This window comes from Tenacibaculum jejuense (genome assembly GCF_900198195.1).
In the GTDB taxonomy this organism is placed as follows: Bacteria; Bacteroidota; Bacteroidia; order Flavobacteriales; family Flavobacteriaceae; genus Polaribacter; species Polaribacter jejuensis.
In genome coordinates, this window is sequence record NZ_LT899436.1 from 524,103 (window position 1) to 537,093 (window position 12,991).

The following is a 12,991-nucleotide window of genomic DNA, read 5'->3' on the forward strand; positions in this document are numbered from 1 at the left end:
TTATTTTAATAAAGCGTATCCAATCGCAATTACACCTACAATTGCACAGTATATAGAAAAGTAAGAAAGTTTACTTTTTTTCACTAAAGCAATCATCCATTGGCAAGCTAGTAATCCAGTTATAAAAGCAGCAATAAAACCAGCAGAAATCGGAACAATTTCAGAAGATTGAAAATTAATATCTCCACCTAAAATATCTTTCGCAATTTTACCAAAAATTAAAGGCACAACCATTAAAAATGAAAAGCGCGCGGCTTTTGTTCTGTCTATTCCTAATAATACAGATGTAGAGATTGTAGCACCAGATCTAGAAATTCCTGGTAACATTGCTATTGCTTGCGAAATCCCAATAACTAAAGAGTTAGAAAATGATACATTCTTTTCTGTGTTTTTAGCTTTGTCTGCCAATAATAAAAGTATAGCAGTTACTAAAAGCATAAAACCAATAAGTAAAATGTTTTTACTAAAAAAAGTTTCTAATTGCTCTTCAAACAACAAACCAATGATAACCGCAGGAATCATGGAAATTACAATTTTTGCCGAAAATTGTGATTCTTCATTCCATTTGAATTGAAACAAACCTTTGAAAATTTGAGCAACTTCTTTTCTGAAAATCACCAACGTACTTAAAGCTGTAGCAAAATGCAAAACAACAGTAAAAGTTAAACTTTCTTTAGGTACAGAATTATCACCTAAAATGGCTTTTACCAATTCTAAATGTCCACTTGATGAAACGGGTAAAAACTCGGTTAATCCTTGAATAATTCCAAGGATAATCGCTTCTAAAATATCCATAGTTACTTTTTAGGGTTGGCTAAAATAGCATATATTTCAATACCTAAGCCAATAATAACTAACATAGGAGCTAGGCGAATTCTTCTCCAACTATATAACTCTTCATTAAATACATTAGGATCATCACTTCCACCGCCTGCCATAAGAATAAATCCTAAAGCAATAACAGCTAAACCAATTAACATGATTTTATAATTTCGTTTACCGAATAAAAATTCTGGTTGTTCTGAATTTTTATTTTTTCCCATAGTTTAATAATATAAATCGTTGGTTTGTAAGTTTAAGAAACGTTGTGTAGCAAAGTACGTACTAATCCAAGAAATAATAAATGCAGAAGCTAAAATTCCTACTGCTAAATAAATTAAAGAGATATAGTCTTTTACCAACTCTAAAGCTGGTATATTTTTATCTATATAATAAATCATAACGCTTAAAGCTATTAATGCTAATAAAGCACCAATAAAACCTAATCGTATACTTTGCCAAATAAAAGGTTTTCTAATAAATCGTTTGGTAGCACCTACCATTTGCATAGTTTTAATATTAAAACGTTTTGCATAAATAGATAAACGGATAGAACTATTAATTAAAATCACAGAAACTACTGCGAAGAATCCACTTAATACTAAAAGCCAAAAGCTTATTTTTTTAATGTTCTTGGTAAGTTGTTCTACTAGTGGTTTATCGTAAGAAATATCTATTATGAAAGTATTTTTCTCAAACTCTTTTCTAAGTTCCTCCATTTTTTCTGGAGTAACAAAGTCTGCTTTTAAGTATAAATCTACACCGTTTTTTAACGGATTAGTACCTAAAAAATCTAAAAAATCTTCTCCTAAGTCTTTACTATATGTTTTTGCAGCTTCTTCTTTAGAAATATAATACAGTTCTCTTGTATATGGTTTAGTTGTTAGAGATTCTCTAAAGGATTCTATTTGTTCCTTAGTAACGTCATCTTTAAAGAATAAAGACATTACTACTTCTTGTTTAAAATGATTGGCAACTTTAGTAGATTTTAATAAGATTAAACCTAAAATCCCAATCATAAATAGTACAATAGCAATACTAATAATTACTGAAGCATAAGAAGATCGCAAGCGTCTTTTTTGAAAAGAATCGAAAGAATTCGTCATTAATGTGTGCTATTTGACTCGCAAGTTACAAATAATTGATATAAACTGATAACGTTTATGTATTGAAGGTTATTTTTTATGAGTTTATTATAAAAAAAAATAGGAGCGAAAAGAAGTTTCGCTCCTATTTGGAAGGATGTTGAAAAAAGTATGAAGTATGTTTATTATTTTACAAAATCTACAGTTATACAGTCTGACAGTTTACCACATGTTTCTGATTCAGCTTCGTAACAAATCTCAACTTTCCCTGATTGTTGTACATGATCTTTAACCAACATAACTCTAGGAGTTCGAGGTGTTACTTCTGTTCCATTTACTGTCCATTTCACATTTTTAATGTCGCTAATACTTATAGTTTTAACACCTACAAATTGATTTCTACTTGTGTTAAATTCAAAAACACCGTCAAAAACTGAACAATCTATTGGTTTTGGTGGTCCAGGAGTTTCTTCTGGATTGTTACCGTCTTGTCCGTTACTTCCGTCATTACCGTTGTTTCCATTATCCGAACCTTCATCAGGATTATTATTACCTGAGTTATCTCCGTTATCTCCATTGTTATCATTGTCAGAATCTCCTTCTAATGCTCCTTCAGCTTCCTCAATAATTTCTGATAAGGGATTCTGCTCATCAACTAAGTTTTCATTTTGTTGACAAGAAGTAAGAACTAATGTGAATACAATTAAAAGCTTTAAAAATTTCATTATGTAAATAGTTTTATGTTTTTAACAGTAGTAATACAATTGAATAAAAAAATACCCTACACTTTTTTTAAAAAAAAGTGTAGGGTATTTTTAATGTCTTTATTTCTATGGAGTTATTTACTCGTTTTTTATTTCCTGACAAAGTTCTATAAGCACTCCATTAGTAGATTTAGGGTGCAAAAAAGCAACTAATTTATTGTCTGCTCCTTTTTTTGGAGTTTCATTTAAAACGATAAAACCTTCTCCTTTTAAGCGAGTAATTTCAGCTTCAATATCTTCTACAGCAAAAGCAATATGATGAATTCCTTCTCCTTTCTTTTCAATAAACTTTGCAATAGGACTATCAGGTTTTGTAGCTTCGAGCAATTCAATTTTATTAGGGCCAGTTTTAAAGAATGAAGTTTTTACACCTTCACTCTCAACTTCTTCAATTTTATAATGTGCTTCACCAAAAAGCGAAGCAAATAAAGCGTTTGATTTTTCAATACTTTTTACAGCAATACCAATGTGTTCGATTTTGTCCATGATCAAATAAAAATAGACTACTAAATTAAAGAAATAGATTTAAAAATCGTTTAAATCTATTTCTTCAGCCATAACTAATAAAACGTCCGATTTATGCAATAAACCTAAAATTTGAAGTGTAATGCTTCTTAGTTGTTCATGCGTATTACAAAAATGCCAGATGCCTTCTAAGAAATGAGTAAAATCTGTTTTTCTGTCAAAATTAAATGCTTTGGTTTGAGCAACTAAATTCAATAATTGTTGAATAAGTTCTCGTGCTTGTTCTGTTTTCTGAGTAAATATTGTATTAGAGTCCCAAATATCTTCCTGTGCTTGTTTTAATAAACGAGCAGTAAAACGATACAATTCTTTACGTTTTCCTTTAACACTAGGAATATAAGTTATGAGTTCAGCTCTAATAGCAGATATTTGAGATACTTGAGGAAGATTATTTTTCTTCAATATTTCTTCAGTATCAAATAACCAATTTCTAAACTCAGAGGCACTAGTGCTGTTTTTTGATTCTATTAAATTTGTTAGCCTGTGAACATCTAATAACTGTTTATTAAGCGCTTTTACGATATTTATTTTTGAAGGACGCATAATTATTCGGGTAAAAGTTTCATGTTAGTGCTTCCGTCATCATTAGCTGTTGAATGCCATTCCATACCATCTTCACTTAGTTTCATTTTAATTTGAATGATGTTTTCTGGTTTTATTTCTCTCAACTCATTGGCTTGAACAATAACTTTAGTTTGGTGTTGAGCAAGTTGTTTTTTCTGAATACGAGGTGTAAGCTCAGTTTTAATTTTTTGTTGTAAACTTTCTATTTCGATGTTGTCATCTACACGACTCAAATACAATTCAGCAAGGTTTTTAGATAACGATTCCATAGCTGCTTCTTTTTGTGTATCATCTGCTTTAATTCGCTTTTCTAAGCTATCTGTTTCTTTAGCAATAGCACTTCGCAATATGGTTGAAGTCTTTCTATCAAACGAAGAGGTTTTAGAAAAATCTTTAAACACATTATAAGTTGCAGAGTTAAACTGAACATTATCTATAGGTTGATAATCTTTTACGGGTTCACTTTCTAAATTACCAATAGCCACAGGAATATTTAATTCAATATCTGGAGTTCGAAAACGAGGAATAGAAAACGTTTTTAATAAATTGTCTTTAGCATAAATCTCGGCAATTCTGGCAGACTCAAGGTCTGCCATCATTCTTGCCTGATTAATTCCTACGACTAAAGAACTTAAATAGTCTTTTAAATCAATCATTTGTTCTAGTTTTTAGTTTATTCTACTGGTTGAGAAACTATAGCATCTTCTAAAATTCCTAAAAGTTTTTCCATTCCTTCTGGAATTTCATCTTGACTCACTTTTACTTTTACACCTAAATGGAAAGTTTTATCTATTTTATGTCCTTGACGCGAATTTCTTTGGTAAGAAATACTAGTATTTAACTTAACGGTGTTGGTATTTTTATTTACATTAAATACTCCTGGTCCTAAAGCATAATTCTTATTGGTGTTCTGATTTCCATAAGAAAAACCAGTGTTAAACTTAAATTCACTTCCCACTCGCTTATATTCCATAGAAGTAATTTTCGCATTGAAGTCGATATTACCTTCTTCTACACGAATAAAAGGAATAGGCATCATTGTAATAATAGGAACTTGTAATTGCATTTCTTCGAATTGAGCAGGTACAGCATCTATGTCTTCTGTTTCAATATCAAATTCAGCTCCAGTACCAGATCCACCTGTAGCAGCTGCTCCGTTTTCATCATCAATTCCAGTTAATTCTAAATTAGTGCTAATCTGTGTAACCGCACCTGTATTACTTACAGCAGTAACTTCAATAGATAAACCACCAGCATTTAAAATATCACCAAGTGTATAACCAGTTCCACCAGCGCTAATACTTACACTATCTAACTTCCCGCTAATTGCAGGCTGGTAAGGTGCAACCATTTTTGGATATTTAAAACTTACATAAATTGGTTCTCCTGGTTTTATTTCGCCAGTGGCTTCATCTTCAGTGTCTGGTGTAAAACCAACACTTTTCACAAAATCTACAGTAGATAAGGCTGCTTTAGACTGCGCATCAACAATAGCGCTTAAAGGTCCGCCTATCATACCTGCAAAATCAATACTAGCCAATTCTTGACCAGGATTGTAGTTTGATAAACTCATAATAGTAATTTTATTGATTAAATGCCTACTCTATTTTTGTGGCTTTTCGGCTATCGCCATTCTTGTATTTCGAAATAGCAACAACAAAATTCTGTAAAAACAAAAGTTAAATAGCAAGTCTTAGTGCTTGAAAATGAAGAGGTAATATCCTATATTTTTTAGAGTGTTTTCTTAGAAATTAGCTTTTTGATATGAGTTTTTTATAACTGATTATCATGGGATAAAAGCTAAGAGGAAAAATACATCTTTATTAAAGGTGATTTTCAGACGAAATAGAAACTATAGTATTTTAGTTCATTATGTTTTACCTTGAGTTAGTGTAAAGTTTTATGACTCCAAGTTATTTTTCAAGGTTGAATGTAAAAAAAATGTATTAAGAATTAGATTGTTGAGGTTGCTAATCTCACAATTACTTGCACCAAGATTTCATAATCAATAAAGTTTTAAGCTTGTAATTTGTTAGTTTATAGTTGGTTGATTTCTTGCAATCATTGAAGATTGTTTAGGACTAACACATAATATATTGTATCTTTACAAGAAATTGTTAGTTAAACTTTCTTTTTAAAAATTGCATATCCACACATAGAAAGTTAACTACTTACGTATTTATTAACCATTATTATATTTTAATTATGAAAACAATTAGAGTTGTTACGCTTGCCCTATTGGTAAGTGCGGTAACGTTTATTGCGTGCCAAAAAGATGAAGTACCTGTAAATTCGAATACAGAAACCCAAGTAGAAAGACCTTGGAATATGATTTCTTATAAAGGTATGATTGAACGCTTAGAGGATTATGATAAAACTAGAAAACCAATTTTAGAGCAGGCTTTAGGTTATGAAGATGCTAGAATTAATTTTTATTCTATCGAAACTTTAGAAAATTATATTGCTTATGTAAAACAATTATCTAAAGAAAAAGGAATTGAATTTACAGGAATTAATTTTGTTTCAGGAGCTTATCCTAAAGATGCAAATTATGGTACACCAGGTTATCAGCATATTATGTTTATGCCAACAACTAACATTAGTGGTAAAAATATTGGATTTGATCCCTCGCTTTCTACAGAAAATAAAGTAGTAACAATTAAAGAAGTTTTAGCTTCTTATGGTTACAATTGGGTTTATGACAGTGAAGAAGACTACAAAAACAGGAATGTTTTAAATAAACAAATAAACGCTAATTTAAGTAATAGAGAAAAAAAAGCTGATTTAGATAGTGGAGCAGGTAATTTAAGTCATATTAAACCTCCTAATCCATAGATCTAAATATCTTGCTTGGAAATATTATGCAAAGATTCTAGATATTTATGCGAAATTTAAATAGACTACATAATATAAGTGTTCAAATCAAAACCCTGAAAATACTACAGGAAACACCCTTTCTAGTAAAGGGTGTTTTTCCTGTATTTTATTTTTAAAAACTTGATTTACTTGATCTCTAGAAAAAGAATGTAGTTTTCTTTAAAAATTACCATGTACTTTTGGCTGTGAATTTAAACACAAACATCAAACATCATGAAAAAACTACTACAAGCTATTTTAGGTATTTTTGGTTACAAGGTATTAACAAAAGAAGAATATGATGCTTTACAGCCTGTAAAACCAATTCATCCAACACATCCAAGTACATTACTTACTTATAAAGAAGTGGTAACCATGTTACGTGCTTACGACGAAACAAGATTAGATCAATTTATAGGAGTATTAGGCTTTGAAGATACTAGGATAAATACTTTTGAGTTTGCAGAACTAAAGAACTACATGAATTATGTAGAAAAATTAGCAAAAGAAAAAGGAATTAAATTAAAAGGGATAAGTTTTATAAAAGGAGTATACAAAGAGAATGTTAAAAATGATAAGTTTATAGATTATGAAAATTTACTGTATACACCTACAGCTATAATAAATGGAAAAGAAACTTTAATAGATGTAGTGAATTCTTCAAAAGATAAATTAGCAACGTTTAAGGATATGTTAGCTAAATACCATTATGAATGGCGTTATGATAATAAAGAAAATTATAAATTGAAAACTGAAAAAGACAAAAAAATAAAAGATACCAATGAGATACAATCTAGAATTAGTAATGATGGTTCTGATGATACATTGAGTGGGATCTCTAATTTTGGAGAATTGAGACCACCTGAACATTAAAAAAAATATTATGATTCCCTTTTTGAAACCATTATTTTTATTTGAATTAATGTCTTTATTGATTCTAATATTAAGTTATAGAAAGTTTCCTTATAATTACATGGTTTTTTTATTGATAATTTTATTATCAACGGTAATTACAGAGGCATTGACTATATTATTTATCAAATATAATTTAGGAAATATAAATTTTCACTTTTATTATTCGTTTATTTTATTCAATAGTATTTATTTTTTTTACTCCAAAATTATAAATAATGAGAATTCTATGAAACTGATAAGAATTTTGACATTAGTGTTTTCTTTGTCTTGGTTTTTATATTTATTCGTCGATGGATCATTTAATTATCTTTTAATTTTAGGTTCTTTTAATACTAGTATTTATGCATTCTTATATTTGAAAGAGTTATTAATGTCCGATAGAATAATTAATTATAAAAAAGTATTGCCGTTTTGGATTAGTGTTTCCTTTTTAATTTTTTATACAAGTTCCATTCCTTTTTTCTTAATACAAAAACAAATGAGTAATAGGAGTTTCTATTTTATTCTTAAATCTTTAGGAATTATTATGTATTCAGGTATTATATTTGGTTTATTATGCAGCAACAAGGAGGAGAGGTATTAATTATATCAACAATTATTATCGCATTAATTGTTATTTTCTTAATTATATTATTTACCGTTTTTCAGCGCCGTAAAAATCAATTATTAAAAGAAAAGTCATTAGAGAAAAAACGATTCGAGCGCGAAATTGCAGAAACACAAATAGAAATTCGAGAAGAAACACTTAGAAATATTAGTTGGGAGTTGCACGATAATATCGGGCAACTCTTAACTTTAGCAAAAATACAGTTGCAAAATGCTACCTCAGAAAGTTTAGATGATATTTCAGAAACAATAACGAAAAGTTTAAATGAAATACGTTCACTTTCCAAGCTTATTAATCCTGAATTTATCAAAAATATAGCTTTAAAAGAAGCACTACAATTAGAGATAGAACGTTTCAATCGTTTACAATTCATTCAGGCTACATTACAAATCAAAGGAGAAGAAAAAGAGTTGAACCAAAAACACGGCATTATTTTGTTTCGAATTTTACAAGAATTTTTCTCAAATACGATAAAACATGCGAAAGGTACTAAATTGGAAGTTTCGTTGAGTTTTGAACCCGAAAAGCTAACAATTCAAGCAATTGATGATGGAATTGGTTTCAATATGGAAGAGATACAAAAAAAAGGAATAGGTTTAGAAAACATGAAAACAAGAGCAAAACTTATCAATGCAGAAATAAATTTAGAATCTAAACCCAATAATGGTACGGAATTAAATATTTATTATTACTTTTAGGATGTATAATCCCCTTATGCACTAGTTATTTACTAACTTATTTAACCCGTTTAACTATGAAGTATTCAGTTGTTGTGGTCGACGATCATACGTTGTTATCACAAGCTATTGAAGGCATGGTTAATACTTTTGACAAGTTTAAAGTATTATATACATGCAAGAACGGAGGGGAGGTAAAAGAAAAGTTTAAATCTTCCCCCCGAAACATTCCAGACATCGTTCTTGTCGATGTTAATATGCCTGTAATGAATGGTATAGAAACGACAGAATGGATTGTTGCAAATTACCCTGATGTTCACGTTTTGGCATTATCAGTAGAAGATGCAGATGGAACTATTTTAAAAATGCTCAAAGCAGGAGCCATTGGTTATCTACTCAAAGATACCCAGAAAGAAGTGCTAGAAAAAGCGTTGTTAGAAATTATGGAAAATGGTTTTTATCATACCCGTAATGTAACTAACTTATTGCTAGATTCAGTTTCTGGAAAAGGAAACAGAAATCAAGTAAACTTTAAAGAGAATGAAATAAAGTTTATGCGATTAGCTTGTTCTGAACTTACTTACAAAGAAATTGCGGAGCGTATGTTTTTAAGTCCTAAAACCATAGACGGTTATAGAGACAGCTTATTTACTAAACTCGATGTTCGAAATCGAGTCGGTTTAGTGATGTATGCGATAAAAAATAAAATTTATACGCCCTAATTAAACTAAAAAAACAAGATGCTATTTCTCTTTTAAGTCTAAAGTACTTTTAAAAAGAAATAGCATTTTTTTTATAGAAATAGTTTTACAGTAAAAAAATGCTATTCCACAATAAATCTATAACTTTGCACTATGGAAGAAACTAATAGACAGCGAAAGATAGCAGGAGTACTACAAAAAGACTTAGTTGAAGTTTTACAACGTGCTGCTCAAGATGGAATGAAGGGAGTAATTATTTCTGTATCGAAAGTATCGGTTACAGCAGATTTAGGTGTGGCTAAAGTTTTTTTAAGCGTTTTCCCTTCAGAAAAAAGAGACGAAATTTTAGAAGGAGTAAAATCGAATACTCCATTAATTCGTCACGAATTATCGCAAAGAACCAAAAATCAATTGAGAAGAATGCCTGAATTGTTATTTTTTGGTGACGATAGTTTAGATTATATTGAGGACATTGATAAGTCTTTGAAAGGAGAAGATGAAAATCCTATTAAAAATCCAGAAATATTACCACGTCGTCAAAAAAGATAATCGAGAATAATTGTTACATTGCCAATAATTTTTGTAACAATTGAATTTTCCATTTTACATAGCAAAACGCTACTTGCGTTCAAAAAATAGCACAAACGCTATTAATATAATTACAATCATAGCAATGCTAGGAGTAATTATTGGAACTTTAGCGTTATTTATCATATTATCAGCTTTTTCTGGATTAAGAGCGTATAGCTATTCTATGTTAGATAGTTCTGATCCTGATATAAAAATTTCAGCAAATAAAGGCAAGAGTTTATTGTATACAAAAGAGTTAGATGAAGTTTTAGTATCTAATATTAAAATTGCTGATTTTTCAAAAGTTGTAGAAGAAAGAGCTTTTTTAAAATATGGAGACAAAAATCATATTGCTTATATTAAAGGAGTTGATGTAAATTACACTGATGTACTACAAGTAGATTCCATTTTGTGGAAAGGACATTGGATTGATCCTGACTTTAAAAACACTGCTGTAATTGGTTATGGTATAGACGATAAATTAAGAATACAAAACTTTTTAAGACCATTAGTAGTTTTTATGCCAAAACCAGGAACAGGTATTATTAATCCAAATAATGCATATCGATCTGTTAATACTCAAGTGGTTGGTGTTTATGGTGGTTCAGAAGAGTTTAGGAATAAATTTGTTTTTACTGAATTACATGTAGCTCAAAAATTAATGGGATATGAAGATAATCGAATTTCTGCAGTAGAATTGAAGGTAAGAAATTCAGATTTGATAGATGAAATATCTCAAGAGTTACAATTAGAATTAGGAGAAACGTACAAAGTTCAAACACGAGCAGAACTCAATGAATTAATCTTAAAGGTTATAAATACTGAAAATTTTGTATCATATCTTATTTTTACATTAATCGTAATCATTGCTTTATTTAATTTAATAGGAGCAATTATTATGATGATTATCGATAAAAGAAAAAATCTTAAAACTCTACTGAATATAGGAGCTTCGTTAAAGGAAATAAAAAAAATATTTGTATTTCAAGGCTTTTTACTTTGTCTGATAGGAATGGGAATAGGTTTGTTTTTAGGTCTGAGTTTAGTCTTTTTACAAAAAGAATTCGGGTTATTCAAATTAAGTCCAGATCTTCCATATCCTGTAGAATTCAGATGGTTTAATCTAATTACAGTAATATTAACAATATTAAGTTTAGGTTTCTTAGCTGCAAAAATTGCAGGAAGTAGAATTACAAAAGCATTTATAGAAAAGTAAATAAACGTTTATTCTTTTATTACATACAATTATATGTAATACATACTATTCTTTATTTTGAAAAATAAGCTTTTAATTTCTTCAAGATTATAAAAAGATAATTAAAACCCAGCGCTAGGATATTTTTTATTATTCAAATCTATACATGTTTCTTTTTAGTGACCTATTCTTTCAAGATTTACTTTATGTTTCATGTAAAAGATTAAATGTATGTTGAATCTAAGAATAACTTAAAGGATTCATTCATTTACATTTATAAGACACATGATTTTTTAAAAGGTCACATTTAATATTGAAAATCAATTTGTTGTGTAGTATTTGAAAGGGAATTTATTATGCAGAAATTTACTCTAAGAAGCATTTCGATTTAGAGGATGGTGAAAGAAAACTTAAAATATAACCCAGCGCCAGGATTTAGTTTTTCCATTATATAAATGTTTCTTTTTAGTGATCTACTTTTTCAAGATTTACTTTATGTTTCATTTATATAAGTAAATATGGATTAATTAATTGTGAATAATTAGGGATCATTTATAATTAACTAACTCACTGCTAAGTTACAATAGATATCTTACTTAAATATATTGATTTGGTTACAAGTCTATTAGATGTCGTTAAAAGGTATAAAAGCTAAGATGAATGGAAAAACTACTTGATTTCTGGTATTCTAGTATTACCAAATTTCTGTTCTATTTCATTAAAAGCATTAAATACATCTTGTGGGTCATCAGAAGTAACTAACTTTAATCGATATTCTTTAAAGTGTGGAATTCCTTTAAAATAATTAGTATAATGTCTACGAGTTTCTACAACTCCCAAATGTTCACCTTTCCAATCGATAGACATTTGCAAGTGACGACGTGCAACTTCTACACGTTCAGCAATTGTTGGTTTAGGTAAATGCTCACCAGTTTCAAAAAAGTGTTTTACTTCATTAAAAAACCATGGGTAACCAATAGCAGCTCTACCAATCATAGCACCATCTAATCCATAAGAATCTCGCATTTCCATAGCTTTTTCTGGAGAATCTACATCACCATTTCCAAATACAGGAATATGCATTCTAGGATTATTTTTTACTTCAGCAATAGGTTTCCAATCTGCAAAACCTTTATACATCTGCGCACGAGTACGACCATGAATAGAAATCGCTTTAATTCCAACATCTTGTAAGCGTTCAGCAACTTCTACAATTCGAATTGAATCATGGTCCCAACCCAAACGAGTCTTAACAGTAACAGGTAAATCTGTATGTTTCACCATAGCTTCAGTAAGCTTTACCATTAAATCAATATCTTTCAAAATACCTGCTCCAGCTCCTTTAGAAACTACTTTTTTTACCGGACAACCAAAATTAATATCAATAATATCGGGTTTGGTTTTTTCTACAATTTCTATAGAACGTAACATAGAATCCATATTAGCACCAAAAATTTGAATACCAACAGGACGCTCTTTTTCGTAAATATCAAGCTTAATAACGCTTTTTGCTGCGTCACGAATTAATCCTTCAGAAGAAATAAACTCAGTATATACCACATCTGCACCATTTTCTTTACATAGTGCTCTAAAAGGCGGATCACTAACATCTTCCATTGGAGCTAAAAGCAATGGAAAATCAGGAAGTTCTATGTTGTCTATCTTTACCATAATTCAAAAAATCGTTGCAAAATTACTGTTTTTTTTAGAATG

General features: G+C 29.5%; 15 protein-coding genes. 6 read left to right on the plus strand and 9 right to left on the minus strand.

The genetic code is table 11. The features are described 5' to 3' along the window. The 8 genes from AQ1685_RS02535 to AQ1685_RS02570 all read right to left on the minus strand — a co-directional run bounded on the left by AQ1685_RS02535 (window position 1) and on the right by AQ1685_RS02570 (window position 5,330). Entirely contained in the window at window positions 1-795 is a 795-nt protein-coding gene (locus AQ1685_RS02535; protein ID WP_095069162.1) for an undecaprenyl-diphosphate phosphatase, read from the minus strand. A 2-nt stretch (window positions 796-797) separates the two neighbouring features. Continuing rightward, entirely contained in the window at window positions 798-1,043 is a 246-nt protein-coding gene (locus AQ1685_RS02540) for a DUF3098 domain-containing protein (RefSeq protein ID WP_095069163.1), read from the minus strand. Window positions 1,044-1,046: 3 nt separating this feature from the next. Beyond that, window positions 1,047-1,925, minus strand: a complete 879-nt coding sequence (locus AQ1685_RS02545) for a cell division protein FtsX (RefSeq protein ID WP_095069164.1) — start codon at window positions 1,923-1,925, stop codon at window positions 1,047-1,049. Window positions 1,926-2,089: 164 nt separating this feature from the next. After that, window positions 2,090-2,629, minus strand: a complete 540-nt coding sequence (locus AQ1685_RS02550; protein WP_095069165.1) for a hypothetical protein — start codon at window positions 2,627-2,629, stop codon at window positions 2,090-2,092. Between the two features lie 117 nt (window positions 2,630-2,746). Next, window positions 2,747-3,154 carry a methylmalonyl-CoA epimerase gene (mce, locus tag AQ1685_RS02555; protein WP_095069166.1) on the minus strand — a complete coding sequence of 136 codons (408 nt, stop codon included), beginning with the start codon at window positions 3,152-3,154 and terminating at the stop codon, window positions 2,747-2,749. 39 nt (window positions 3,155-3,193) lie between these two features. Next, window positions 3,194-3,736: a hypothetical protein gene (locus tag AQ1685_RS02560; protein ID WP_095069167.1), complete on the minus strand. Its 543-nt coding sequence runs from the start codon at window positions 3,734-3,736 to the stop codon at window positions 3,194-3,196. A gap of 2 nt (window positions 3,737-3,738) precedes the next feature. Next, complete coding sequence (locus tag AQ1685_RS02565) at window positions 3,739-4,413, minus strand: hypothetical protein (RefSeq protein WP_095069168.1); 675 nt, start codon at window positions 4,411-4,413, stop codon at window positions 3,739-3,741. Between the two features lie 17 nt (window positions 4,414-4,430). Further along, window positions 4,431-5,330 carry a DUF2589 domain-containing protein gene (locus AQ1685_RS02570; protein ID WP_095069169.1) on the minus strand — a complete coding sequence of 300 codons (900 nt, stop codon included), beginning with the start codon at window positions 5,328-5,330 and terminating at the stop codon, window positions 4,431-4,433. A gap of 632 nt (window positions 5,331-5,962) precedes the next feature. On the opposite strand from AQ1685_RS02570, the gene AQ1685_RS02575 reads away from it, so the two are divergent. The 6 genes from AQ1685_RS02575 to AQ1685_RS02600 all read left to right on the plus strand — a co-directional run bounded on the left by AQ1685_RS02575 (window position 5,963) and on the right by AQ1685_RS02600 (window position 11,299). Next, window positions 5,963-6,592: a hypothetical protein gene (locus AQ1685_RS02575; RefSeq protein WP_095069170.1), complete on the plus strand. Its 630-nt coding sequence runs from the start codon at window positions 5,963-5,965 to the stop codon at window positions 6,590-6,592. 255 nt (window positions 6,593-6,847) lie between these two features. Beyond that, complete coding sequence (locus AQ1685_RS02580) at window positions 6,848-7,486, plus strand: hypothetical protein (RefSeq protein WP_095069171.1); 639 nt, start codon at window positions 6,848-6,850, stop codon at window positions 7,484-7,486. A 597-nt stretch (window positions 7,487-8,083) separates the two neighbouring features. Further along, the gene (locus AQ1685_RS02585) at window positions 8,084-8,833 is read left to right on the plus strand and encodes a sensor histidine kinase (RefSeq protein ID WP_095069172.1); all 750 of its coding nucleotides are present in this window, start codon (window positions 8,084-8,086) and stop codon (window positions 8,831-8,833) included. A gap of 56 nt (window positions 8,834-8,889) precedes the next feature. Then, window positions 8,890-9,534: a response regulator transcription factor gene (locus tag AQ1685_RS02590; protein WP_095069173.1), complete on the plus strand. Its 645-nt coding sequence runs from the start codon at window positions 8,890-8,892 to the stop codon at window positions 9,532-9,534. A 132-nt stretch (window positions 9,535-9,666) separates the two neighbouring features. Then, window positions 9,667-10,062, plus strand: coding sequence for a 30S ribosome-binding factor RbfA (gene rbfA / locus AQ1685_RS02595; protein WP_095069174.1), 396 nt, complete (start codon window positions 9,667-9,669; stop codon window positions 10,060-10,062). Window positions 10,063-10,186: 124 nt separating this feature from the next. Continuing rightward, window positions 10,187-11,299, plus strand: a complete 1,113-nt coding sequence (locus AQ1685_RS02600) for an ABC transporter permease (protein ID WP_231970237.1) — start codon at window positions 10,187-10,189, stop codon at window positions 11,297-11,299. A 648-nt stretch (window positions 11,300-11,947) separates the two neighbouring features. Here the strand turns inward: AQ1685_RS02600 and dusB are convergent. Next, the gene (gene dusB, locus AQ1685_RS02605) at window positions 11,948-12,949 is read right to left on the minus strand and encodes a tRNA dihydrouridine synthase DusB (protein WP_095069176.1); all 1,002 of its coding nucleotides are present in this window, start codon (window positions 12,947-12,949) and stop codon (window positions 11,948-11,950) included. Between the last annotated feature and the right edge of the window lie 42 nt (window positions 12,950-12,991).